Raw genomic sequence first — 25,493 nt, 5'->3', positions numbered from 1 at the left:
AATGCTGATATCCCAATTCAGGTACTACAGCTTATTTAGGTAGCCTTACAAGGTAACGTTATGTCCACAGATACTCGTGCAGCAGTTTGTCATTTAATTGAACAGACAAACCTATCTATTATCGGCCAAGCTCATGTTACACAATCTATGATGATTGCGTTGTTGTCGGGCGGTCATATTTTATTGGAAGGGCTTCCTGGAACGGCAAAAACTCGCGCCGCTAAAATATTGGCAGAACAATTAAATATGGCCTTTAGCCGTGTGCAATTCACGCCCGATCTACTTCCTTCTGATGTAACTGGCACGCAGATTTATCATCAAGAGCAGTCGAAGCTGGCGTTCCAACCTGGCCCTATTTTCAGTTCGATGGTGTTGGCCGATGAAATTAATCGAGCCCCAGCCAAAGTTCAAGCCGCACTGTTAGAAGCGATGGCTGAAGGCACAGTAACGGTTGCGGGTGAAACAATGTCATTGCCAGAACCTTTCTTAGTGATAGCAACACAGAACCCTGTTGAGCAAGAGGGCACCTATCCGTTACCAGAAGCGCAGATGGATCGCTTCATGATGAAAGTGAATGTTGACTATCCAGACCGAGACTCTGAAATGTTGATTATTGATCTAGTGCGTAGTGAAGAACTCGCAGTAATGGATGAGGAAGTGAACAAGAGTATGGATACAGGAACCCTACAACAAGAACAAAATGAATTGCTAGCTGCGGCATTTGAAGGCGGTGTTGAGCACATTGCAGCTGGCAAAGAGGCGGTAAAGCGAATCCATACCTCACAACCGATCAAGCAATATATTGTGGATCTTGTGATGGCTACTCGTTTTCCTCATCTGTATCCAGATTCTAATTTAGACAAATGGATCGATGTTGGCGTAAGTCCTCGTGCATCAATTGCCTTGGATAAATGTAGCCGTGCACACGCATGGCTAGCTGGGCGTGATTATGTGACACCAGACGACGTGAGAACGGTCGTGGTCTCGGTATTAGGTCATCGTATTACTCCAAGTTTTGATGCTTTGTCGAGTTCGGTGACAGCAGAGCAGATTGTTGATGAGCTACTGCTCAATGTGCCTCTTTCTTAGGGAACGTTGTTATGAATGTGTCCGATGACGTAAGGGTTGTTAGTTCTTTTGAATCTCTGATGGCGACAAAATTGAAGTCGACAGGTTTCTCGTTGCCACCCATAGCTAAAAGCCGTTCTCGACAAGCGGGTAACCATTTATCTCGTTACCGTGGTCGAGGGCTTAATTTTGAAGAGTTTCGACACTATCAAATGGGTGATGATATTCGCAGTATTGACTGGAATGTCACACAGAGAATGCTTGAACCTCATGTAAGGGTTCAAAGTGAAGAAAAAGATCTGCCGGTGGTGTTGCTCGTCGATCAACGCAGTAGCATGTTCTTTTCATCGGTCGATACCATGAAATCTGTGGCGGCAGCTCAAGTTGCTGCTTGCTGTGCTTGGAAAGTATTAAAAGACAGTGATCGCATTGGAGCGTTAATCTTTTCAAATAAGCAGTTGTACTGGCATAAACCACAACGTCATTCAGCACATGTCGCACGAATTCTTCAGTCTCTGGCACTCGCTAATCAAGATTTGTCTCGTGCAGAACATAAAAGTAAAGAAGTCGCAGGTTCAGGGTTATCCGATGCTTTGACTAAGCTAACGCAACAAAAGCTAAAGGGTTGTTTGATCGTGATGATCAGCGACTTCAATCATGCTACAGAACAAGATGTTCAACGAATCAAATGGTTAAAGCAGCACAATGATTTGATGGGTATCGCTGTCAACGACCCTATGGAACTGGAACTTCAATTTTCTCAACCGATTCATATTAGTGATGGTGAGTGGCAGCTATTGGCTGATACTGCATTGAACGAGAGGCTTCATCGATACAACCAAGCAATTCAACAGGGCTACCAAGATATCCATCAGTTATTGAGTGCTGGTGGAGTTGATGTGGTTAGATTAGACACGTCTGGGAACCACATCGCTGATTTTATTCAAAAAATGAGTGGGGGCTGCCGTGTCCGATAATCGAGTTTTACTCAAAGGTTTTATCGATCCTGCCTCTACTGTGGATGTCATTTGGTTGCCAACAACAATTGGTTGGAAAGTCACCTTTGTTCTGATTTTGGTGTGGGGGGCTTGGAAGTCGTTCCACCTTTTTCACTCCTACAAAGCGAACAAATATCGTCGTCTGGCGGTAAAAGCGATCAGTAGAAGTAAACAAGACACCATTAATGATCAGTTCTTGCAACAAGAGTTACGCAGAATCAACAGCGTGTTGAAACAGGTGGCTTGTTGCTCGTTCCCTGGAAGTAAGGTTGCGATGCTCAGTGGCAATGAATGGAGTGAGTTCCTCACTGTTTCTTCACCACAACCCATTTTTGACCGAGCGCTTTTGTTGCAATGGCAACAAGATATCTACAAGCCCGCATCAGATTATGGTTGGACCGAAAGTAAAGTAAGTCAGATTCGTTTAAGCGCCATTACGTGGGTAAAAAGCCATGTGAGAGGGACAGATGATCGAGTTTGAATACCTTTGGGTCTTTACCTTATTGCCCTTGCCGATTCTTATCTACTCTTTTGTGCCGAGTCATCAAACTCCTCAAATTGCCTTGAAAGTGCCTTTTTTTGATGCGTTGGCATCAAGTTTAGGTCTGAGTGCTGAGAAAGGCTCAAACCAGATTAAGGCGGGTATTTGGCAACGTTCTTCTCTGATTCTAGGTTGGCTTTTAGTCGTACTGGCAGCTGCAAAACCTGTTTGGCTAGGGCCTGAAGAGACGAGAGAGCTAGCTGGGGGGGATGTAATGATTGTTTTGGATCTGTCGGGCTCTATGGCAACGGACGATTTCTCTAATCGTGCTGGTAACCAAGTGACTCGTTTGGCGGCCTCAAAAGAGGTGTTGGACACGTTCAGTCAAAAGCGAAGTGGCGACCGACTCGGCCTGATAGTATTCGGTGATTCTGCTTTTTTACAATCGCCCTTTACGGCTGATCACACTGCATGGTTAGCGCTGTTGAATGAAACCGAGCCTGCAATGGCAGGGCAAAGTACTCATTTAGGCGATGCAATTGGACTCGGTATTAAGACATTTCTTTCCGAGAATCAGAAAGACAAGCAGGAGCTGTCATCCGGCTTAGATAGCGCTCAACCTGATCAGCTTTCTTCTGAATACCTTATTCCTGAAAACCTAGATCATCAAAACCTTGCTCCTGAAAAACATGAGCATGGGCGCCTTACTCACGAACATCTTAGCCGAGATCACTTGATGATTGTACTTACCGATGGCAATGATACCGACAGCTTAGTGCCGCCGATTGATGCCGCGAAAGTGGCTGCTGCGCACAACATTAAAATTCATCTTGTGGCAATGGGGAGCCCGAACACTTCAGGTGAGCAAGCGATTAATATGGAAATCATTGATACCGTTGCCAAGTTGACGGGGGGACAGAGCTTTCTAGCGATGTCACCTACTGAGCTGGATAACGTATACGACACTATCAATGAACTCGAACCTAGTGTGTTTGAAAGTTACCGTTATCAGCCAAAACAAAGCCTTCATTATGTGCCTTTGCTTATCGCCTTCATCTATCACTTAGTGTTTATGGTGGTTCGATCTGTTTTGCGACTTCGTATCAAGCCTGAGACTCTAAATAGGAGGGCTTTATGATGGGAAACTTTCATTTTATTCGCCCTGAATGGCTGCTACTAATCGTGCCACTTATTGTGGTGTTGATCATGAACTGGCGCCGAAGCAAAAAGCAGAATTCGTGGGTAACCCATTTGCCCAAGCACTTGTCTGATGCTTTGCGTGTTGGTGAGTCGTCTCGTGTTAAGCACCTTCCGATCATTCTACTCAGTGTCATCTGTTTGGTCGCGATAGTGATTGCTTCCGGGCCCAGTTGGTATCGTCAGTCTTCGCCTTTTGCAGAAGACACTACGCCTTTGGTGATTGTACTCGATGTCTCTGAGTCAATGTTGCAAAAGGATGTTGCGCCAAGTCGTCTGTTTAGAGCGAAACAAAAAATAGCGGAGCTCATCGATCTGCAAGGTAAAGGAAAAACAGCGTTAGTCGTCTACTCGGGTACCGCTCATTTAGCGATGCCTTTAACGCAAGACGTTGCGGTGTTTAAGCCTTTATTAGAGGCTATTCAACCCGAAGTAATGCCAAGAGAGGGTAAATTTGCGGAATATACCCTACCTATCATCAACAAATTGGTACCTGAAACTGACAATGCAACGGTATTGCTGGTGACCGATGCCGTTAATCAACTGGCTTACCGTGAGTATCAAGGTTATTTCAAGGACAAAGGCTATCAACTGCTGATTTATGGTGTTGGTAATCAAGATGTTCCATCTCCGTTACCTATGGAAATTGAAACTCTGTCGAAATTAGCTAGCTCGGTGCATGGTGACTTCGTTGCTTTTACTCAAGATAACCAAGATATAGAAAATCTTAGTGGGGAAATAACGTCTTTTGCTGAGCTCTCAGCAGATCAAGCTGAACCTTGGTTTGATGCAAGTTACCCTTTGGTATGGGTGGTGCTGGTACCATATTTATTGTGGTTTAGAAAAGGTTGGCTAGTTCAGTGGTGCGTTGTGGTTTCTCTATTTTATAGCGTGACTTACAGCCCTAATTTATACGCAGCAGAGTTTTCGTTGGTCGATATTTGGCTGACTAAAGATCAGCAGGGCGCTCTGTATTATCAAGATCAAGAATACCAACAAGCCGCGCAAATCTTTGAAAATGAGTACTGGAAAGCAACGGCCTATTACCAAGCTGGCGAATACGAAGTGGCACAACAATTCTACATGCGCAGTGATACCTTACAGGGGCAATTAGGTGCGGCGGCTTCATTGGCGAATCAAAAAGAGTTTGTTGCGGCAAGGTCTTTGTATCGAGAGATCTTGGAGCAATACCCTGACAATCAAGAAGCTCTTCATAACTTAAAGATTGTTGAAGATGTTATTGCTTATATTGATAGTTTTACGAAGGAACAATCGAAAAGCAATGAACGTCAGGTGAGCCGAGAAAATGGTGATAAGCCAGAACGCTCGGATGGTGTAGAGCAGCAAGTAGAACAAGATCAAGTGATTCAAGAAGTCTTATCCGCTGAACAAATCTTGAGTGATCCAGGCGCCAACGAAAAATGGATGAAGCGAGTTCAGAGTGATCTATCGAGCTTTATTTCAACCAAGTTTGCATTGCAGTATCAGCAAGGGGTGGCTAACCAAACGGAGTGGAAAGATGAAGCTAAGTAGGTTATTTCAGCTTTTGTGTTTGGTCATTAGCTTAATGAGTCATTTTGCTTATAGCCAGCAGCTAGCTTCGCTCTACGATCAAGGCAATGTGAGGCTTAACGTGTGGTTGAGCCACGTCAGTTCGGGTATTGCAGTGCATGAGCAGGTTACTCTCAATATTGAAGTGATGACAGACACATGGTTCACCAAAGGCACCAAGGTGCACCGTATTGAGGTTGATAATGCGGTCGTGTTGCCTATGAGTTCTTTTGCTGTGAACTCCACAGAACGTATTGATGGGAAAGTGTACTCCAAACAACTCTGGGAAATTGTGCTTTACCCATTACAGAGTGGAGAGTATCAAATCCCTCCTGTCGCGCTTGAGATTGGCGTAAAGCAGGGCAGCAATAATGTTGATGGGGTAGTGATGACGAAGGCTTTGTCTTTCAATGCTCATAAGCCTTCTGCCAATATGACTTCTGATCAGAAATGGTTAACAGGTACTGAAGCTAACCTGAAAGAAAAGTGGACGCTTGTCTCTCAAAATGAAAGCTCACAGGGCTTGGAAGAACAGCTCAGTGTGGGCGACGCAATTACCCGTGAAATTACATTATCTGCACACGACACCATCAGCGCACTTTTGCCGAAAATCACGACACTTCCAGATACCTTAACGAGTCAATTTTTGGTATATCCTGAGTCAACTCAGTATAGAGATGATGAGCAAAGGGGTGTGCGTCAGGCTCAAAGGTTAGAAAGGATGACTTATATAGTGAACAACGCTGGCCGGGTTACGCTTCCTGCGGTTAGCGTTTTTTGGTGGGATTCAGAGTATCAACAGCAAAGAACTCTTGTCTTACCTGAGCGAAGTTGGCAAGTGTCGCACACCTTCGCTTCTTTTGTGGAGCAGTACAAGATGCTATTGGTCGGACTCGCTGTCATCGTTGTTCTTGTGACTTTGAGTACAGCACTGTTGTACCGCTATGTTAAAACAAGGCCTAAAAGCAAATGGCTTTGTTTAGCTCAAGCTATCTATAAGAAAGATATACCTTTGTTCGAGAATTCGATTTATCAGGTTCTACTTGAGCATTTTCAGTCTAGAGTGCTCACTCCAAGAATAGAAATGGTCGAAGGTATTGAGATGATATGGCAAAGATATAAGAAAAGCTCTGAGCATGAAAAACTACGAAAGAATGAATGTTCTCGATTAGTCTTATTTAAAGTACTGATAGCTTTTCTCTTGTTTGTTAAATCGGGTAGATTAAACCGTTAACGGGTAACGCGATTTTTTTTCATCACTCCAGACAAATAGACAATCCCCCAAGTACTTAAAATAAAAGGGGCGGTGAGTGGCTGTAGTGACAGTTCATGAAAGCCAAGTGTAACAAGGCAGCTCAAAAGAATGCCTAATAGTATTAGCGGCCAAGGGATTCGCGGATAGAGCACAAGCGCTAGAGTGGCAAGAATGGCGTTGTACCCATAAAGACCTTGGGCTACCAGTTCGTTAGAAGCACCAATCATCTTACTAAAAATGATGCTTATTATTACTGCTAGCACAACCCAAGTGGCATGCTTTAGGTTGTTAAGCGCGATGGCGAGCAAGATAACGAGCCCCGACAATGCATTTTCGATAAAGCTGACTTGGCTAATCCCTTTTAAGAGCGGGATCACTACTGGCGGCAGGTTAAACCACGAGTTTTCCTCAAAACTGATTATTGGTATCAATGCTGAGCTCGATGGAGAAAATACCGAAAGTCCTAAGCTTGATTGGATAAGATAAATCAGCCAAGAGGTGAGGATAAAGGCGCTAGTGTAACCGCGATATTTCTTAAAGCGGAATACAATATTGGCAATGGGAACTGTGAGCAACGCGCCTAACACAGTCACCAAAGCCAATAATGGTGTGACACCAAAAAAGTTACCGATAAATAAACCAATTAAAGCCCCATTTAGCGCGAACATCCCATTATCAAGGTCTTTGCTTTGTTTGATGGAATAACGAGCCAATGCATAACTGCAACTTGCGCCAAGCAGGGTAAGGAAAGCAAGTGAAAGTGATTCAATCGAAATGGCAAGCAACAGCAAAAGCGACGTCATGGCAGACGGTGTGAAATAGACTTGCCCAATGCCATTGAGCAAGCCTTGAAATGGTAGGATATCCTTATTCGTTTTCATCGTCTGATTACATCATGAGTCATGTTAATTTTTTGTAATTCAGATTGTATATAACTCCATCCTTTTGACTACCTAAGTGTGTTAATTTTGATACCAACGTTCACCATAAGCTTGTTGGTAATCTGGCGTTTCAATGATGCCTTCTTGCTCTGGAACGGTTTCTAATGGTCCTACAACGGTGCGATAAGGCAACACACCCGCCCAGACAGGAATATCCATGTCAGCCTTATCATCATTCACGCCGTGCTTTCCAATTTTGACGGATGCTTCCGTTAACGGTATTGCTAATAGCTCGGTTGCGGTGAGCTCTTTCTCATTACTGAGCCTGACTTCGTCGGTTCTTCCCGGCGCAATTTGCTCAATAAAGATATTCAACAAGCGATCCTTTTCTCGATTATCATCGATGACTGAAAATGACCCCAATACCACAGCAGAACGATAATGCGCACTGTGGTGAAATGCAGAGCGGGCTAACACCCAACCATCGAACAGAGTGAACGTTAAGCAGGTTGGGTCTCCCTTTTTTAGGCCTTTCAATAATCGGCTGTTTTTAGCGCCATGGATATAGACTATGTCACCCACTCGCCATGCGAGCATTGGGATAACCATCGGACCTTGTTCACCTTGTAATGCGATGTGTGCGATTAAGCTCTCGTCGATGATTTTATGCAGCTTCTCTTGTTCAAATACGGCCTTATGAGCCCCTTTTTTAATCGTGGTTCTTTTCGTGTTAGATAACATAATCGCTCCTTAATCATTGCCTTTTGATTAATGTAGCGATTAACTGGTCTATTAAATAGAGCCACTTTTAAACACTATTTGGATCCAGTTATGCAGCCTATTGATGTCGGTGACCTAAAGTTAGACGAGCAACATGACACGCGTCAAACCGCCTTATTTCACGCGATCAGAGAGAAGATCGTTCACGATTTATGGAGTAAGGGCTGCAAGTTACCTTCAACGCGTAAGCTAGCCGTTGAGTTATCGGTGAGTCGAAATACGGTGATTTACGCGTATGAACAACTGGTCACCGAAGGCTATATCGAGAGCAAGCAAGGTTCGGGCTTTTATGTCTCAGTTGAACAACCGGAGCACTTCCTAAGTTTGTCTCATCTGAGTAAACCGATGCCTTTGGATACACAAGTTACTCTAGACGCGCAGCCTAATACGAAAGTTAATAAAGATGCGAGTCAGTCAAGTGGCATCAGAACCGTACCTAATGACATCAATCGCAATTTTGCACCGGGTGTGCCTGACCTTGATGCATTCCCTTTTGCTAAATGGCAGAGGCTGCTGCAACGTCACTCGACGCGTCAGAACATTGCGGGCAATCAAGATGTTCAAGGGAGTTTGGCTTTGAGAGAGGCGTTAAGTGGTTACTTGGCAAGTAGTCGTTCGGTTCGCTGTCATGCCGATAGAATTATTATCACAGCAGGTGCACAGCAAGCAATCTCAATAGGTTTAATGGCGACCTTAAGGATGGGCGATAAAATTCTTATGGAAGAGCCTGGTTACCGACAAGTACATAAAATTGTCGACTTATTGAAGCTTGAATTAGACGGTGTAAGTGTCCGAGAGAAAGTTGGGCTCGATATTGAAAAAATTCTCGCCTGTGATGCTAAGGCTCTGTATGTCACTCCTAGTAATCAATACCCGATGGGCACAACGCTCAACACTGAGCAACGGCTTAAACTCATCGATTGGGCCAACAAACATCAATCCTGGATCATAGAGGATGACTACGACAGTGAGTTTCAGTTTGCTCATCGACCTTACACCAGCATGCAAGGCTTGGCAGGCAAGTTAGGGTTCGATGACCGAATTATCTATGTTGGCTCAATGAGCAAGGTGATGTTCAATGGCCTGCGACTAGGTTACTTAGTAGTGCCTGAAAATTTGGTGGCGAAGTGTCTTGAGATTAAAGACGCGCTCACCGGAGACACGGCGTCTCATACACAAGAAGCTTTGGCGGATTTTGTTCGTGAAGGCGATTTATTGCGTCATATTAGAAAGATGCGTCGTTCATACAAACTTAAATATGAAGCGATGATCGAGGCTATTGATAGTGAATTCAGTGGCGATCTTGAGGTGATCAGCCAAGCGGCAGGGCTACATGTGACCGTGAAGTGGTATCAAGGCATATCTGAACAGGAGTGGAGTCGTAGAGCGGAGCAAGAAAATATCGTGATTCGACCGTTTGCTTTTTATGAATATGGGTCGAGTACTGCTCGTGACTGGAATGCTGTGGTATTGGGTTTTGGTAACATCCGCTTAAATGATGTAAAGCCGAAGATCAAAGAGATCGCTCGGCTTTTTTACCAATAGTGTCGTGAGCTTTACCAATAATTGCTATGGGTTTAACGGTAGTTTTTGTGGTTTTACCGATATTTGTCGTCAGCTTTATCTTACAACTTGTCGATAGAAACCGTCGGCTTACCCAACCATTTACGCCAAGGGAGTGACAATGTCACAAAAACAATGACAGCATAAAGCATCGACCAACTTAAGCAGATAAACACCAGAGTACAGATAACCAATGAAACCATCGCTGTGTATCTAGAAACACCAGTGAGTAATCGGCAAGCCGCTAACATTGCAAGCAGATAAACTAAAACAAAAATACCGTTAGCGAGCTTGAGAAAGAACTCCAGATCCAAATCAGATAGTTCGCCAATTACGCACGAGATAAGCGCAATAAAGCCAATGGCTAAGGTTGGGTAAAGAGGTACGCCATGGCTGTTAAGCTTTGCCATTCGACTTTCAGGCCTGTGTTGACGAGCCTGAGCCCAAATCATACGAGACAAGCTTTGTGTGTAAAGGTTTAGGCTTGCAAAACATGCAAAGAATCCTAGAACACTGATCACCGTTTTAAATCCATTTCCAAACAGTTGCTCGGTCACCCATGGTATTGAAGTTGCGTCAAATTCAGGAGAACCATAAGCGCCCACTTTGATGATCACTACTGAGCAAGCCCAATAGACGATACCCGCAACAAAACACCCTGCAATGATCGCGATTGGAAAATCACGTTGTGGATTTTTAAATTCTTCACCCATGTGAGCAAAGGCTTCTATCCCTACAAAGCACCAAAACATCACCGCAAGCGCCGCACCAATTGACCATATTGAATCTGATGTGATGGCTGGAATCTGGATGTCGGCCGGTGTAATGTCTGCTTTCCAAACAAAGGCGCTAACCAAGGCAAAAATCGACAAGGCGATCACCGTTTGTAAGCGGCCAGAAGACTTACTGCCCATCAAATTGACAGCAATAAGCAGAGCGACGGTAAAGGACTGAGCGCCAAGTGGTGTGTCGAGTGGCGCTGGCAATAGTTGTTGTGCAAAACCTCCAGCCAATGCAATGGCAGCCGGAATACCGACAGGAATAACACTCACAAACAACCAAGCCACGCTGGTTTCTAATCGCTCACTGAACGCCTTGCGAACAAAATAGGCCGTGCCACCTGCATTGGGGTAGCGTTTTCCTAATGCGGCAAAGGTTAGTGCAATCGGGCAAATAGCGATAAACAGGATTAACCACGCGAGTAGTGACAACTGTCCTGCAATGCCTGCTGCGATCGCAGGGATCATAAATAATCCAGTGCCTAGCAAGGTAGTCGAGAGTTGTCCGATTCCTGAAATAAGCGTGATTTCTTGTTTGAGTTGTGTCATTCGCTCTCCTAGCTATTGGCTTATCATATCGGCCTTATTGTGCCTGTCTTCTGATGTATGGGTGATGCTATGAATGAGAGCATACATTGTCGACATCAATAATACAGCTAGCGAAACGTCTTAAGACACCGTCAATTTAACGGTTTTAACTTGATTAAGCGTGAAAGTGTCGGCTGTCATAATGGCTGTTATAAGTAGGAAAGTTGTGTCAAATTAGGCGTTATAAATAGAACAATAAATGGAAAGAATCAGAAGCATGGATAAATTTGATCGCCAAATTTTGGATATTCTCAAAACCAATGCACGATGCTCAGTGAGCGATATCGCCCGAGATGTCAGTCTTTCGCGTTCGGCGGTGAATGCCAGAATCAAGAAACTGGAAAGCGACAAAGTGATTACGGGTTATTGTGCTCAAGTGGCAGAGCCCAACCAAACTAAGAATGTGTGCGCTTACATCTTGTTGAAGTTCGACATGTCGAGCAGCGACCATAGTTGTGAGTCTTACGCGACTCGAATCCAGAGTATTGATGAGGTGCAATGGTGCCACTCTATTAGCGGTGAGACTGACATGATGCTTTATGTTGAAGTTGAAAGCATGGAACGTTTGAATCAAATCCGCGATCGGCTGCAAAGCTATCCAGAGCTTCGACACCTTATGACTCATACTGTCTTGACGGAGTTTTTTAACAAACAGAATGCGACGGTGCATTCATGTTAGGCAATATCAACTTAAATCTACTGCGCTCTCTGCATGTGCTTCTTGAAGAGTGTCATGTCAGTCGAACAGCTCAGCGTTTGCACATCACGCAATCGGCGGTGAGCCGTCAACTGGCTCAGCTTAGAGATCTATGTGGTGATCCTTTACTGGTTCGTGATGGCAACAAACTGGTTCCGACTAACCGTGCTTTGTTGCTCAAAGGCAAACTCGATGACTTGCTTGGAGAGTTCGACCACCTTTTAGACGATAAACCCTTTGAACCGCAAGACTGGCAGGGTGAACTGGTATTGTCTTCGAGTGACTATGTGGCTCAGTATATTCTTCCTGTTATTGTTGCAGAGGTGTCCGCCGAAGCCCCGAACATTAATTTGGCTTTCCGCTTGTGGCAGCCAAACTACCTTGAAGCTCTGAACGAGTCGGGTATTCATTTGGCTTCCAGTATGTTTCCCACAAAGCCAGAACATGTATCAAGCATTAAGCTCGGTGAAGATAAATCGGTGTGTTTAATGCGCAAGTCGCACCCATTGGCTCAACAAGCGGCTTTGAGTGCAGAAGATATCGTCAACTATTCTCACATCAAAGTGACGGGTGGCGGAGATAAAGACAGCTACGCGGACATAGCATTGAAGAAAAAAGGACTCAAACGAAGAGTGGCTCTGCAGGTTCCGTTCTTTTCATCCGCTGGAACTGTATTAATGCAAGACGACTATCTGATGATCGTGCCTGAACATATCGCCTATAACCTAGGTCGGCACCTCGATACTGCCTATTTTTCTTTGCCATTTGATACGGAAATGCACACCTATTGGTTAATGTGGCACCCCAAGTATGACAACGATTCTGCCCACAAATGGGCGAGAGAAAAGGCATTCCAAGCTATGCAGAAGTCGAGTTATAATATCAGTATGACTTGAAATCATAGGTGTAATGATAATCTTTGATTTCAAATAATACCTTCTGCGAATTATGGTAAGTGCTAAGTATTGAATATTAAGCAAAGAGGGTTCAGCTAGGACGCTTTGTTTTACTAGGAATGAAATGATGACAGTAACAATTTGGTTTTCTTTATTAGCGATTTGCTTGTTGGGTGCAATGTCTCCGGGCCCAAGCTTGGCTATGATTGCAAAACACAGTCTGGCTGGTGGCCGCATGAACGGGCTTATCGCAGCTTGGTCTCACGCCGTAGGCATCGGTATTTATGCGTTCGCAACCATTGTTGGTTTAGCCGTTGTACTTGAGCAATCCCCCATGTTGTTCAAAGCCATTAGTTTAGCGGGTGCAGCGTATCTGCTTTATCTCGGCGTGAATGCGTTGCGTTCGAAAGGTGGTGTTGCCGCGAAATTGGAAGCGGGTGAACAGATGAGTTACATACAGTCTGCTCGCGAGGCTTTCTTGATCTCTATCTTGAGCCCGAAAATCGCGCTGTTCTTCATCGCTCTGTTTAGCCAATTTGTTGCGTTAGGTAATGAACTGACCAATCAAGTGATTATCGTATCAACACCGCTACTTGTAGACGGTTTATGGTACACATTTATCACCTTGGTGTTGTCTAGCCCTTTGATTGTTGAACGTATTCGCTCTAAAGCTCAGTTGATTGATCGACTATCTGGTGTGGTGTTGATTCTGCTTGCTGTGCGTGTGGTGTGGATGATTTAGTCATCACTAGACCTTAAGATCTAAAACGGCTCACAAGATATTATCTTATGAGCCGTTTTTGTTTCTACTGATCTAAACGCTAACAGCTAAAAGAAGTTAGCCTGCTGAGTTTAGAACCGAATCTAATTCTTTCATTGAGTCTGTAAAGTAAGGGTTATAGGTCAAACGTGCATGGTTTTTTCCATCTTCACGATATCCCCATGCTGAGTACCAAACTTCACTTGTCGCGTTGCACTGTTCTTCAAAACCTTCCTCTTGACCATTGGAGCAGATCTTCTCGCTACCATTGATTCCGTAATACGGATTGCTTGGCGAGAACAGTAAACCCATGTGAGAACCATTCGAGATGCGTTGCTCCGGGAGCTTCATGCTGTACTGAACCGCTCGCGGATCATCGAGTGTCGTCTCTCCTTGCCAAATCAACACATTGTTTGGGTTGGGCATGGACTCAGTAAACGCTTGTTGAACGAAACTTGTGTCAATCACGCTGTCGCCTTCACTCATCATAATAAACACCGGTTTATCTAAGTGCTTATCTTGTAAGTCATCACGAACGACCTCTGATGTCTCGTAGTAAACCGAGGCACCGTTCATTGGCAATGAGTTGTAACGCAATACATTGTCTTCAGGATCTTGATCCGCCCAAGTGACGAAGTAGCTTGCTAGCCCAGCGTATTGAACGGCAGACGAGCTTGGTTGAAACGCAGGAGAAAACAGCAGCAACCCGGAGATCTTTGGATCGTTCATCGCCTGTGACGTGACGAGATTTGCACCTGTTGAGTAGCCACCAAGCCAAACAGAATCATACTCTTGCTCAAGCAACTTAGTATGGTGAGCTACCACACCTTGCCAATCTTCTAAGCTCGGTTGCATTAGGTCACCCACACGACTGCCGTGACCCGGAAGCAATACCGTTCTCACTAGGTAGCCTTGTTCTGCTAAGTGCGTTGCGATGTCTTTAAACGAGTAGGGTGAATCACCTAATCCATGGACCAATAACACTGCCTTGCCGTTAGGTTTGGTAGGTTTGTATTCAGTCGGGGAGTTCAGTTGAATCTCAAGCTGCTTGTCTTTTGTCATGAACACGCGGTTTTTCAGCAGCCAATCTTGGGTCTCATTGACGTAGGCATCAAAGCTATCTTGCTGATAGGCCGGCAAGCTTGGAGATGTTTCGTAAGCGGGTATAGATGTCTCGTTGGAACAACCAACGAGACTTAAAGTCGTTAAGGCGAGCAGCGTTAGAATGGTATTTCTATGCATTTTTTAATGTTGTCTCTGTTGTGCTTTCACTATGTTTGAAACTAAAGTTTAGATTACTTTCTGCTTGAAAGGTCTTCGTATTCACCTTCAATAACACCGGCATCATTGGTTGATGACTGACGAGTGTTCATATGAGCTGCGAAACCTTGTTTCTTCATTTGATTCTGAATGCGCTTGCCAGTAATTAAAGCTGCGATAGCTAAAGGAATAGCAAGGATCAAGCTAGTGAATAACGCCAAAAGGCCAGTAAACAATGCAACAATCGTAATTAATATATTTTTCATATTCATTCCTCTTTTTCTATGTTGTTACTTTATCGCTTCTATTCTGAACGAAACATGAACGCCGTTAATAAATCTCTGAGAGTCACTATGACACAGGTGTGTGTGGATTGAGAGTTTATATGTAGTCATAATCACGCACTAAAATAAGGGAATAAAGACAAGGCCAATAAAATCAATGAGTTAAAAGTTGGCACGGTTGATGCTCTATAGGGTTTGGAATAAGTCACTGTAAGCAAAGCACTTACAGCTAATAAAAAATTACTGGAGCCCCTTTATGTTCTGTATTCAATGTGAACAAACGATTCAAACCCCAACCGTAAAAGGCTGTTCTTTCGCACAAGGCATGTGTGGAAAAACCTCGGAAGTATCCGACCTTCAAGACGTGTTGGTGCATTCTCTTCAAGGTGTTTCTTTCTGGGCCAATTTAGGCCGCGCTTGCGATGTTATTGATACTGAAATTGACGAATGGGCACCAAAAGCGTTCTTCGCAACACTGACTAACGTTAACTTCGACCCTGCTCGTATTATCGAATTCGCACAACAGTCTCATGAATTCAAGCAGCGTTTAGAGCAAAAAGTTCGTGCAGCAGCAACATTGATTGGTTTTGAAATTCCAGAGCTTTCTGCAGCAGCACAGTTCGATCTTCCAACAGATTCTTCAGCGCTATTGGCACTTGCGCCTCAAGCTGCGGTAAACCGTGGTCACGACTCTCAACACGAAGATGTGATTGGTCTTCGTCTTCTTTGCCTATACGGCCTAAAAGGTGCGGCAGCCTACATGGAGCACGCTCGCGTTCTTGGTCAAACTGACAATGCTATTTTTGCTGAATACCATGAAATCATGGCGTTCTTAGGTACAGATCCATCAGATCTAAAACAGTTACTTGATACATCAATGCAAATTGGCTTGATGAACTACAAAGTAATGGAAATGCTGGATAAAGGTGAGACAGATACATTTGGTCACCCTCAACCAACAACCGTGAATGTTAAGACTAAGAAAGGCCACTGTATTCTTGTTTCTGGTCACGACTTACATGATCTAGAAAAGATCCTTCAACAAACTGAAGGCAAGGGCATTAACGTTTACACCAATGGTGAGATGCTACCTGCACACGGTTACCCTGAACTGAACAAGTACCCACACCTTGCGGGTAACTACGGCAGCGCTTGGCAGAACCAGCAAAAAGAATTCGCTAACTTCCCTGGTGCCATCGTAATGACATCTAACTGTCTGCTTAACCCTGATGTAGGTTCATACGCAGACCGTCTATTTACACGTAGCATTGTAGGCTGGCCGGGTGTTGATCACCTTGAAGGCGACGATTTCAGCGCAGTAATCGACTGTGCTCTTGCGCAAGAAGGTTTCAAACACGACGAGATCGAGCAGATGATCACTGTCGGTTTTGGTCGTAACGCACTGATGGAAGCGGCACCTGCGGTTATTGAGCAAGTGAAAGAAGGCAACATCAAGCACTTCTTCCTAGTCGGTGGTTGTGACGGTGACAAGTCTGAGCGTAGCTACTACACAGACTTCACAGCTCAAGCGCCAGAAGATTCAGTAATCCTGACACTTGCATGTGGTAAATTCCGTTTCAACAAGAACCAATTTGGTGACATTAACGGTATCCCACGTCTGTTAGATGTTGGCCAATGCAACGATGCTTACTCAGCGATTCAGCTTGCTATCGCACTGTCTCAAGAGTTTGATTGTGGTATCAACGAACTTCCGTTAACGCTGGTTCTATCTTGGTTCGAGCAAAAAGCGATCGTTATCCTGCTTACCCTGTTCGCTCTTGGTGTGAAAGGTATTTACACGGGCCCAACAGCGCCAGCTTTCCTAACAGAAAACCTATTAAAGATTATGCAAGACGAGTTCGATATGCGTTCTATTTCAACGCCAGAGCAAGATCTTAAAACAATCTTAGCGGCTTAATTTAAGCCAACTCTAAGCCCCGTTGTTGTGACGTTTTTCTAAAACAGACAACGGCGGGGCTTTTTCGATTTAAATCTTTAGTCATTTAATCATCTAGTCATTAGCAAGGTACACGAACTATGTATGCATGGTCGGATAGCGATTCAATCAATTTAGTGTGTTTAAAGAAATGGCATGAGACGCCAGATACGGTCAGCTTTGAGCTTGGCAGCGTTCCACAAGACTTACATTTCAATTTTAAGCCTGGCCAGTTCATCACGTTGGGTTTGGATATGCCGACGAAAACGGATTACCGTGCTTATTCTGTAGCGTCTTGTCCTGAAGATAACCGTCTGAAACTGACGGTAAAGCGTGTGGAAGGTGGCTTGGTTTCGAACTTTATTGTTGATGAACTTGATGAAGGTGATGAGGTTTCTGTATTGAAGCCGGCAGGTGCGTTTAACTGTATTGATTGCATGCCAACGGCAACAAAGAAAGTGACGCTAGTGAGCGCAGGTTGCGGTATTACACCTGTGATGGCGATGGCAAAGTATTGGTTGGCTCAAGGTAGTGATATTGAAATCGATTTTGTTCACATGGCACGTAATCGACGCGAGACCATCTACTTTGAAGAGCTTAACCAACTTGATGAGACACACGCCAACTTTAACCTTAAGTTACTGCTCAAGGACAGTGAAGGGACAACAGTACCTCAAGGTCGTCTAGATAAGAACTGGTTGGTCACACTCAGCCCAGATATCTTAGAAAGAACGGTTTATCTGTGTGGGCCTGTAGGCTTCATGCGAGACATAGAAAACTACCTGAAAGAACTTGAGTTCAACATGGATAACTTTTATCAAGAAAGTTTTACTCCAGCGACTCAAAGTAATAATTCACTAGCCAATAGCAATACTGCTTCAGAAGAATCACAAGCGGAAGCATCTGCAGATTCAAATGGTGCCGTTAAGGTGTTTGTTCCTGCCTTTGGCGCAGAAGTAGAAGCGGAAGCGGGTACACCACTTGCTGATTCATTAGAGAAAGCTGGTGTTCCAATTATTATTGCTTGTCGTAGCGGTATTTGCGGTTCGTGTAAGTGCAAAGTAACCAAAGGTTCGGTGGAATCAAGCAGCCAAGAAACATTAACGGCAGAACAAATTGAGCAAGGTTACGTACTTGCGTGTTCAAGCACGATTCAGTCAGATGTTGAGGTAGAGCTGTAACAGATGTGAAGTCTAGCTTTGTTAGAGTGATGAAGACAAGGTTGGCGGAATAGAGACCAAAATTAAAGTAACAGATGTAAAAAGGCCACTTAGATCAGATAGAGAGAGCAGATCTAAGTGGCAACCTTCCTGTTTATACGGGGGAGTAAAACAAGAAGGATTGCAAAGCCCATTACAGACTTCGCAGATATAATTATTATGTTGTGGAGCTGGTTACCTAAAACTGTTTATAGAATCTAAGGAAGTATTAGAATCTAAGCAATTTACAGGTTCTAAACAATCTATACTTCAGGGTAAGTCTTGTAGCGCACACCCATCATCTGTTCCATACAGTGAACAACCTGACAGCTGTAGCCAAACTCATTGTCGTACCAAATGTACAGAACAGCGCGGTTGTCTTGTGCGATAGTCGCAACACCGTCAACCACACCTGGGTGACGAGAGCCAACTAAGTCCGTCGATACAATCTCAGTCGAGTCTGTGTAATCAATTTGTGCAGATAAAGCAGAAGAGAGCGCCATTTCACGCAGATACTCGTTCAACTCTTCTTTGTTTGTGCCTTTCTCAAGGTTTAGGTTTGCTACTGCCATTGAAACATTTGGCGTAGGTACGCGAATCGCATTACCTGTTAGCTTACCTTCCATTTCTGGCATCGCTTTTGATACCGCTTTAGCAGCACCGGTCGATGTCAGTACCATGTTCAATGATGCAGCACGACCACGACGATCACCTGAGTGGAAGTTATCGATTAGGTTTTGGTCATTGGTAAATGAGTGAACCGTTTCAATGTGACCAGACAGTACGCCAAACTTGTCGTGAACCGCTTTTAATACTGGCGTAATCGCGTTTGTCGTACAGCTTGCAGCAGAGATGATCGTGTCTTCTGGTTGAATGACATTCTCGTTCACACCAAATACTACGTTCTTGATGTCGCCTTTGCCTGGCGCAGTCAGTAGAACTTTCTTCGCACCGTTACACGCAACGTGTTGGCTTAGGCCTTCCGCGTCACGCCATACGCCTGTGTTATCAACCACAAGTGCATTTTCAATACCGTAAGTCGTGTAATCCACTTCTTCTGGCTTGTTTGCGTAGATAACTTGAATGAAGTTTCCGTTTACGATGATTGCTTTACGTTCTTGGTCAACTACGATGCTGCCGTTGAACTGGCCATGAACAGAGTCACGACGAAGTAGGCTAGCTCGTTTTTCTAGGTCGCCGTCTTTGCCACCGCGCACAACGATTGCACGTAAACGAAGTGGGTAACCTGGGCCACTTTTCTCGATCAATAGACGAGTCAGCAGGCGGCCAATACGACCAAAACCGTACAATACAACGTCACGAGGTTCTGTCATTGCATCGCCTTGAAGCGATTCTACAAGTGCAGTTTGTAGGAAATCATCCAACCCGTGTGTGTCTTCGCGGTCTTGCCAGAATGCATGAGCAAGGCGGCCAACATCGATACGACATGGAGACAGGTCCATAGAGAGAAGGTGTTGAATGATTGGTTGAGTCTGTTCTGAGGTCAGTGGAGAACCTGTGTAACGTTTTGCGATGCGGTGAGCTTTGATGATGTCGATAGTTGTTGCGTTAACCAGTGTTTTACCGAAGAGGATAACTTCAACGCCTTTTTGGCGGTACAACTGACCTAAAGTAGGAGCGATGGATTCAGCAATAGTTTGACTAGTTTGCCAGTCTAGGAGGTGCTTTTCGGGACTCATCTTTACTCGGGACCTTTCACGTTAAGTTTCTGCATTCATGGCGGTTGTAGGGAAGCCAATCAGCATAGGGGATTTGAGGTATCAGGCTGTGGTCTTTATTGCCACTTAAATGTGCTTGATATGCCTTGTGTGCAACTTGTAATTTTTATGTGGCAGGATTGTAAGGTACGACGGGTTATTCTGCTAGGAAAAATAAATGCAGACAAATTATCTGTAAGTTGGCTTTATATTAGCCATAAATCAATTTTTAAGTGTCGATAAAGGCTATTGACTTTAACAATCTGTAGCACTTATTTTTCGCCAAAAAATACTCAAATCAAAATATTATATGTAATAAAAGTCATAGTGTTCATTAAAGGTGTGATCGTGATCTCAAATTACACGTAAACAGTAAGCGACAAATAAGGTGATCAATGCGTTTTCTTCTTCGATCTTTGAATACGCCGAATTCGAGTGCGAAAAGTGCATGACGCAAACGATTGGATCTCACAAATTTCACTTAACTTCGGTGTTTGTTGGTTTATAGAGTCATTACTCCCAACCTTGTGGAGCCGAGAAGCGTGGCCGTTTGCTTATTATGCGAGTGATAATAACTGGATAAAGCTTGCTTCGTTAAACTTCACTTGTTCATACCTCGTTTGTAAACAGCTCTCTCATCTATACTCCTCCTGTTTAAACATCTTGTGTTTAGAGCTCGCGTGTTTAAAGCACACTTGTTTACAGCACAACTGCTTAAAGCATATTTGTTTTGAGTCTATCTGTTTAGTTAAAGCCCCCCTTTAAAGCCTAAACATGGAGGTAAGTTGATCATAATTTGCCGTTCTGGGCTCAGAGTATCGTTTGTTCATATCCAATTTGATCAATAAGTCCTGTTAATGTCCTATTCTTAACTTGGGCTAGGTAAAATTACTTTCGGGAAGGGAGTCGTTATAAAAATGATAAACATGTCAATTAGATGGCGTCTTATATTTCTTTCCACGGTTTCTGTATTCATCATGTTTGGTTTTACAGTCAATGAAGTGCTCAAGAACGATAAGAAGATGAATCACCTTGAAACAACTCGTATTAAGGTTGAAGCGCTTCAATCTTTTAATACCGTTTCAAGCGATGCTTATCGATGGTTGGTTCTGTCTAATGACTCTCCAGAGAAAGAGCTGCTGCTGTTAAAGCTGCAAGCTGATTTAGCTAGACTGGCTCAGAACGAAAAACAGCTTCGACAGTTCGATAGCAATTGGACTGTTGAACCGCAGTTGGTTGAGCTTAAGAGTGTGTTAGCGAAACTCGCTCGCGTAACCTCCAGTATGAACAACGACGCATCACAAATTACGGACAACAACACGCAACTGACAGAACATGCCTTTGACTTGCTAAAAGGTGTGTTAATGGAGCTATCTGAATATCGCATTATCATCGTGGACGAAAAGATCAGTCAAGCTGACGCGATGTTTATCAATCTTACTCACTACGTGTTCTGGACTCAGCGAGAAGCGTGGTTGAGCTACCGCTTGTATCGTTCTCCAGAGCTGATAGATCAATATTTATTGAGTTATGTTGGTGCTTTAGAAAGGCAGCAGCAGTTATTAGATACGTTTTTCCGATCAGGGAGCCGTTCGCCTGAAATTAGAAAGCTATTAAGTACGTTTTCTAAAGATGAATTTCAAAACCGTTTTACAGCTCGAATCCTCAAAGGTGACTTCTCGTCGCCTGAAATATATGAACATGTGGAAGGTTTAGAACGAAAGAAGTTAGCGATTTCAAAGGCAGTGGGTGCTTACACGAAGCAATTACAGTTTGATCTGACCAAAAATATAGCGCTGCAAAAAAGGCAAACCTTGGTTATGACATTGCTTATTCTTGTCGTTTCAGGTGTGTTGTTGTGGCTTGGTGTAGCGACATCTTTTCGCTTAAATCGAAACCTATCGATTATTTTGAAAGGGGTGTCTGAATGCGCGGATAGCTACGGCAAGCCCAAGGTCATTCATATTCAAGGCAACGATGAACTTGCCGAGTTCACTGAAACTTTGAATCGAGTGATGGAGCGTAACTATCAACATAACAAAGAGTTAGTAGAAGCAAAAGAAGATGCAATTTCGGCTAATAAGGCGAAGAGCGCATTTTTAGCCAATATGTCCCATGAGATACGTACACCACTCAACGGGATTATTGGGATGGCTGAAATTTTATCTCAAAGCCAACTGAGCGCGAATCAACAAGAAGTGTTAGGAGATATCGAATCGTCTTCTCACTCATTACTGGTTCTGCTTAATGACATTCTTGACCTGTCCAAAATCGAGTCGGGCAACTTAATGCTATCGCCACACAATGCTGATCTGAGAGAGGCGGTTTACGACTCAGTAAGTGTGATTTTATCCAAAGCGATAAGTAAGGATATCGAACTCGACATCAATATCGATTCCCAAACGCCACCGCAGCTGTTTTTCGATGAGTACCGTGTAAGGCAGGTGCTGACCAATTTGCTGTCTAACGCCATCAAATTTACGTCAAAGGGCACGATTACGACGGATATCGCATACACACCTATGTCTTTGGGTAGAGGCAAGCTTGAATGCAGTGTGTCTGATACCGGGATTGGGATTGAGCCAGAGAAGTTAGAGTCCATATTTGAACCTTTCACTCAAGAAGATGGCAGCATTACTCGCCAATTCGGTGGGACAGGGTTAGGGCTTGCGATTTGTCGACAGCTTGTTGATTTGATGGGTGGTTACATTACCGCGCGTTCAGTGAAAGGAGAGGGCTCAACGTTCACTTTTTGTTTGTATGTCGACACTGTCGAAACTCATCTTCAAACCTTCGACAACCTAAACCGTGCGACTATTATCTCGAATTCTTTCAATTACCTCGATCAACTGGTCAAAGAGTGTGAACGCTTAAATGTTCGACCTAATGTCGTGTCATCCATTTCGGATCTTGATGAAAACCTGAAAGAAAGTGACTTCATACTTTATTGTCATACGCTGCATCACTCCATGGATAAAGATCTTGCGACGCTGAAGGCGTTATACCCTTTGGCTCGCGTTATCGTGTGTCAGCATCATCTCTTTAAAACCAATCTAATCACAGAAACGGTTCACTCAACTCATACATTGCCATTCTTGGGTCGACGATTCTTAAACAGCTTACAATCGCTCGATATCGGTGAAGAACAAGCGCCGACGGTGGAAGTAAAAGATGAAGAGGTTCGTTCTCTGAACCGACGTATTCTGATTGTTGAAGACAACCTAATGAATCAGAAGATAGCGAGCTTCTTCCTTGAGCAAGCGGGCTATGAATATTTGATTGCCAGTAATGGCCAAGAAGCGGTGGATGTCATCACTCAAGGCGCTCAGTTTGATGCCATCTTAATGGACTGCATGATGCCTGTTATGGATGGTATAACGGCGACCCGTGCGATTCGACAGTGGGAGAGTGACCAACGAGCCGCACCATTACCCATCATTGCTTTAACCGCTAGTGTGCTGGAAGAAGACATCAAAGATTGCTTTGAAGCGGGCATGAATGCCTACTTGCCGAAACCTTATAAATCCCACCAACTGTATGACCTTTTCAGTAGCCTTGATATTGTCTAACTGGCTCATTATCAAGGCTAGCACTGTACGATTTAGCGAACTTCTAACCCAAGGTTGTATTGCGCAAGGCAGCGACCGACATAACTAATCTTTAGTAATGCAGCCACTAAGATCGTGCTGATGTGTGCGACAATTTGAATTGGCAGTGAGAAGTGATCGGCCATCGGATAAGCAACAATAATACTGAGTAGCATAAGCAAGGCGGTGGTTGCTAGACTGAAGTTTGAAACAGAAAGTAGCGTTTGAAAGCGTTGAGTCATCGTCTTCATATTGAATTCCTAATTGCTATTAATAATTATGATACTCGTTATCAATAGCAATTAGCGTTCCAGTTTTATTTTAATCATTAAATCAATTGGTTAAAGTGCCCTGCTAATTATTTGAGTCATAATGACTTTGATAATAACCGAGTCTTTATGACTCTGTTGAGTGTTTACCACTGTCTAAATCCGCAAGTATCGATGTGGAATCGAACACCAGAATACAAACCCAGCCCAACGTTATTTTTTTGCCCAAATTCAGCATGAATCTTTTTAAGTTTCACGTGTAGATCTTCGCGAGTAATATCATTCGCAGGAACTAAGTCTAAGGCGCAGAACTCCAAGTGTTTACTTCGCAGTGCGCCGCCAGCTTGTTGATTGTAGATATTGGTTCGCTCCCCGGACACAGGGATAACAACGCCAATTTCAGGCTCAATATATTGTTGTATGTACTTAAGGGTATTGATCATGTTTGGCACATGTTTCTTATTGGGAAGGGTGAACAGGGTCGTATTACTCATTGCCCAATCCGTGCCTTGCAACAAGACTAAATGTAGAGGCATGCTCTGAGTGATGCCGTTGTCTTTGAGTTGTTGACCGATCGCTTTGACTTGATCTTGGGCGTGGTTAAGGAGCATCCAACCTCGAAATGCTGATCGGGTCGGAACCTTGTAGCCATGAACATCGACCACGAGATCGTCATAAGTGATTTCGGTCTCTTCGGTATAAAGTTTCTCAAATTTTTCAGGGTAAGGTTGTGTCGTTGATAACGCCAAGGTAATCAGAATACTTCCGTACATAAAGTCTCTCCATCGCTAGTGTACACTCGTTATTTAGTTTGATACTGCTGTTGAGTTTCATTCATTTTGCTTAGGTACGCTTAAGTCTAGACGGTTAGGTTTAGATGCTTAGGTCTAGATGCTTAAGTATAGACGCTGGAGTTTAGGTACAAAAAAACCCACTACTAAGAGTGGGTTACTAACATTGTTACAAGTAAATTAGCGAGGTTAGATTACTTCTTACCTTGAGTTTGCTTGTCTTCTTCTGTTAGTTCACGAATGCGGCGGCTGATGTCGCGACGAGCTTTAGAGATCTCTGCACTCTTGATGATGTGATCATCAACGCGGTCTTCGTAGTCAGCTTTCATGTTTTTGATAATGCCTAAGATCTCGTCGTGAGTCATCTCTGGCTTGATGTAATCAAGTAGGTTATCAAGAAGGTCGACACGCTTGCGGTTGTCGCGAACTTTCTTTTCGTTGTCTAAAAGTTCACGCTTAAGTTTGTTCTTACGTCGTGCTTGGTTAACAATTTCAAATACGCTGCTCATAGATTCCTTTTCCTAATCGTCAAATACGTTGTCTGGTTCTGATTAAAGCACATCAGTTAGTGTTGTAACAGTCTTTAGATCAAAGCAAAAGTAAGGTTGTATAATTATTCGGCACTCTCGCTAAAGTGCGATTGTTTTTATCTAACTGTTCAAGTTAGTATCCAGTATAGACACTGCATTGATACGAAATGTGAAATGAATCAACAACAACTGGAAACAGAAGATTTGGGCGACGATGTCACTGAACCTTCGGCAGAGCAAAATAAGCTTCGTGATGCGTATGTACAAGAACGTACTTATTTGGAAGTCGTGGAAATAGAGCTAAATCGTTCTAAGATCATAATGATTGATGAACAAGGCAGAAAGAAACGAGTACCGATTTTGTCTGAGCATTAGCCATTACTGGCTGCATTGTTAAATGTTGAGATGGAATTATCAAAATAATA

Annotated in this window: 23 protein-coding genes; 14 read left to right on the top strand and 9 right to left on the bottom strand. The window is 43.8% G+C overall.

The window, feature by feature from the left end:
- The first annotated feature begins 60 nt into the window (after positions 1–60).
- Genes DUN60_RS22990 through DUN60_RS22965 form a run of 6 tightly spaced genes read left to right on the top strand, consistent with a single transcriptional unit; the run spans position 61 to position 6,529 of the window.
- Positions 61–1,089, top strand: a complete 1,029-nt coding sequence (locus tag DUN60_RS22990) for an AAA family ATPase (protein WP_114635572.1) — start codon at positions 61–63, stop codon at positions 1,087–1,089.
- An 11-nt stretch (positions 1,090–1,100) separates the two neighbouring features.
- Positions 1,101–2,045: a DUF58 domain-containing protein gene (locus DUN60_RS22985; protein ID WP_114635571.1), complete on the top strand. Its 945-nt coding sequence runs from the start codon at positions 1,101–1,103 to the stop codon at positions 2,043–2,045.
- On the top strand, positions 2,035–2,547 hold the full coding sequence (locus DUN60_RS22980; protein WP_114635570.1) for a DUF4381 domain-containing protein: 513 nt from the start codon (positions 2,035–2,037) through the stop codon (positions 2,545–2,547). The genes DUN60_RS22985 and DUN60_RS22980 overlap by 11 nt, the downstream gene beginning before the upstream one ends.
- On the top strand, positions 2,534–3,685 hold the full coding sequence (locus DUN60_RS22975) for a VWA domain-containing protein (protein WP_114635569.1): 1,152 nt from the start codon (positions 2,534–2,536) through the stop codon (positions 3,683–3,685). The genes DUN60_RS22980 and DUN60_RS22975 overlap by 14 nt, the downstream gene beginning before the upstream one ends.
- The gene (locus tag DUN60_RS22970) at positions 3,682–5,277 is read left to right on the top strand and encodes a vWA domain-containing protein (RefSeq protein WP_244212231.1); all 1,596 of its coding nucleotides are present in this window, start codon (positions 3,682–3,684) and stop codon (positions 5,275–5,277) included. Before DUN60_RS22975 ends, DUN60_RS22970 begins: the two co-directional genes overlap by 4 nt.
- Positions 5,278–5,311: 34 nt before the next feature.
- The gene (locus DUN60_RS22965) at positions 5,312–6,529 is read left to right on the top strand and encodes a BatD family protein (RefSeq protein WP_244212230.1); all 1,218 of its coding nucleotides are present in this window, start codon (positions 5,312–5,314) and stop codon (positions 6,527–6,529) included.
- On the opposite strand, the gene DUN60_RS22960 is transcribed toward DUN60_RS22965, so the two are convergent.
- Together DUN60_RS22960 and DUN60_RS22955 are read right to left on the bottom strand one after the other, a co-directional pair.
- Complete coding sequence (locus DUN60_RS22960; RefSeq protein ID WP_114635567.1) at positions 6,526–7,431, bottom strand: urea transporter; 906 nt, start codon at positions 7,429–7,431, stop codon at positions 6,526–6,528. The genes DUN60_RS22965 and DUN60_RS22960 overlap by 4 nt on opposite strands.
- 81 nt (positions 7,432–7,512) lie before the next feature.
- Positions 7,513–8,172: a pyridoxamine 5'-phosphate oxidase family protein gene (locus tag DUN60_RS22955; protein WP_114635566.1), complete on the bottom strand. Its 660-nt coding sequence runs from the start codon at positions 8,170–8,172 to the stop codon at positions 7,513–7,515.
- A 90-nt stretch (positions 8,173–8,262) separates the two neighbouring features.
- Between DUN60_RS22955 and pdxR the strand changes: the two genes are divergently transcribed.
- On the top strand, positions 8,263–9,756 hold the full coding sequence (pdxR, locus tag DUN60_RS22950; protein WP_114635565.1) for a MocR-like pyridoxine biosynthesis transcription factor PdxR: 1,494 nt from the start codon (positions 8,263–8,265) through the stop codon (positions 9,754–9,756).
- Between the two features lie 80 nt (positions 9,757–9,836).
- Here pdxR and yjeH read toward each other — a convergent pair whose 3' ends face one another.
- The gene (yjeH, locus tag DUN60_RS22945) at positions 9,837–11,102 is read right to left on the bottom strand and encodes an L-methionine/branched-chain amino acid transporter (protein WP_114635564.1); all 1,266 of its coding nucleotides are present in this window, start codon (positions 11,100–11,102) and stop codon (positions 9,837–9,839) included.
- Positions 11,103–11,358: 256 nt separating this feature from the next.
- Here yjeH and DUN60_RS22940 point away from each other — a divergent pair, with 256 nt between their 5' ends.
- The 3 genes from DUN60_RS22940 to DUN60_RS22930 all read left to right on the top strand — a co-directional run bounded on the left by DUN60_RS22940 (position 11,359) and on the right by DUN60_RS22930 (position 13,476).
- Positions 11,359–11,820 (top strand): Lrp/AsnC family transcriptional regulator, encoded by a 462-nt coding sequence (locus tag DUN60_RS22940; protein WP_102491101.1) that lies wholly within the window; start codon positions 11,359–11,361, stop codon positions 11,818–11,820.
- Positions 11,814–12,734, top strand: a complete 921-nt coding sequence (locus DUN60_RS22935; protein ID WP_065205870.1) for a LysR family transcriptional regulator — start codon at positions 11,814–11,816, stop codon at positions 12,732–12,734. Before DUN60_RS22940 ends, DUN60_RS22935 begins: the two co-directional genes overlap by 7 nt.
- Positions 12,735–12,861: 127 nt before the next feature.
- A complete protein-coding gene (locus DUN60_RS22930) occupies positions 12,862–13,476 on the top strand; it encodes a LysE family translocator (protein ID WP_108195759.1) in 615 nt (204 codons plus the stop codon).
- A 96-nt stretch (positions 13,477–13,572) separates the two neighbouring features.
- Here DUN60_RS22930 and DUN60_RS22925 read toward each other — a convergent pair whose 3' ends face one another.
- Together DUN60_RS22925 and DUN60_RS22920 are read right to left on the bottom strand one after the other, a co-directional pair.
- On the bottom strand, positions 13,573–14,736 hold the full coding sequence (locus tag DUN60_RS22925) for an alpha/beta hydrolase (protein WP_114635563.1): 1,164 nt from the start codon (positions 14,734–14,736) through the stop codon (positions 13,573–13,575).
- Between the two features lie 53 nt (positions 14,737–14,789).
- Positions 14,790–15,020, bottom strand: a complete 231-nt coding sequence (locus tag DUN60_RS22920; RefSeq protein WP_114635562.1) for a hypothetical protein — start codon at positions 15,018–15,020, stop codon at positions 14,790–14,792.
- Positions 15,021–15,294: 274 nt separating this feature from the next.
- Here DUN60_RS22920 and hcp point away from each other — a divergent pair, with 274 nt between their 5' ends.
- Both hcp and DUN60_RS22910 read left to right on the top strand, forming a co-directional pair.
- The gene (gene hcp, locus DUN60_RS22915) at positions 15,295–16,956 is read left to right on the top strand and encodes a hydroxylamine reductase (protein WP_114635561.1); all 1,662 of its coding nucleotides are present in this window, start codon (positions 15,295–15,297) and stop codon (positions 16,954–16,956) included.
- 119 nt (positions 16,957–17,075) lie between these two features.
- The gene (locus DUN60_RS22910) at positions 17,076–18,155 is read left to right on the top strand and encodes an FAD-binding oxidoreductase (RefSeq protein WP_114635560.1); all 1,080 of its coding nucleotides are present in this window, start codon (positions 17,076–17,078) and stop codon (positions 18,153–18,155) included.
- A 281-nt stretch (positions 18,156–18,436) separates the two neighbouring features.
- Here DUN60_RS22910 and DUN60_RS22905 read toward each other — a convergent pair whose 3' ends face one another.
- A complete protein-coding gene (locus tag DUN60_RS22905; RefSeq protein WP_114635559.1) occupies positions 18,437–19,873 on the bottom strand; it encodes a glyceraldehyde-3-phosphate dehydrogenase in 1,437 nt (478 codons plus the stop codon).
- A 995-nt stretch (positions 19,874–20,868) separates the two neighbouring features.
- Here DUN60_RS22905 and DUN60_RS22900 point away from each other — a divergent pair.
- Entirely contained in the window at positions 20,869–23,460 is a 2,592-nt protein-coding gene (locus tag DUN60_RS22900) for an ATP-binding protein (RefSeq protein WP_054547121.1), read from the top strand.
- A gap of 32 nt (positions 23,461–23,492) precedes the next feature.
- Here the strand turns inward: DUN60_RS22900 and DUN60_RS22895 are convergent, their stop codons facing one another.
- The 3 genes from DUN60_RS22895 to DUN60_RS22885 all read right to left on the bottom strand — a co-directional run bounded on the left by DUN60_RS22895 (position 23,493) and on the right by DUN60_RS22885 (position 25,047).
- Positions 23,493–23,729 carry a hypothetical protein gene (locus DUN60_RS22895; protein WP_004730045.1) on the bottom strand — a complete coding sequence of 79 codons (237 nt, stop codon included), beginning with the start codon at positions 23,727–23,729 and terminating at the stop codon, positions 23,493–23,495.
- Positions 23,730–23,893: 164 nt separating this feature from the next.
- The gene (locus tag DUN60_RS22890; RefSeq protein ID WP_004730047.1) at positions 23,894–24,520 is read right to left on the bottom strand and encodes a D-Ala-D-Ala carboxypeptidase family metallohydrolase; all 627 of its coding nucleotides are present in this window, start codon (positions 24,518–24,520) and stop codon (positions 23,894–23,896) included.
- Positions 24,521–24,732: 212 nt separating this feature from the next.
- Positions 24,733–25,047, bottom strand: coding sequence for a DUF496 family protein (locus DUN60_RS22885; protein ID WP_004730049.1), 315 nt, complete (start codon positions 25,045–25,047; stop codon positions 24,733–24,735).
- Positions 25,048–25,242: 195 nt separating this feature from the next.
- On the opposite strand from DUN60_RS22885, the gene DUN60_RS22880 reads away from it, so the two are divergent.
- Positions 25,243–25,443 carry a hypothetical protein gene (locus DUN60_RS22880; RefSeq protein ID WP_004730052.1) on the top strand — a complete coding sequence of 67 codons (201 nt, stop codon included), beginning with the start codon at positions 25,243–25,245 and terminating at the stop codon, positions 25,441–25,443.
- Positions 25,444–25,493: the final 50 nt, after the last annotated feature.

The organism is Vibrio splendidus (genome assembly GCF_003345295.1).
In the GTDB taxonomy this organism is placed as follows: domain Bacteria; phylum Pseudomonadota; class Gammaproteobacteria; order Enterobacterales; family Vibrionaceae; genus Vibrio; species Vibrio splendidus_K.
Note: the sequence above shows the minus strand (reverse complement) of the source record. Positions and strands in the feature narration are given on the sequence as shown.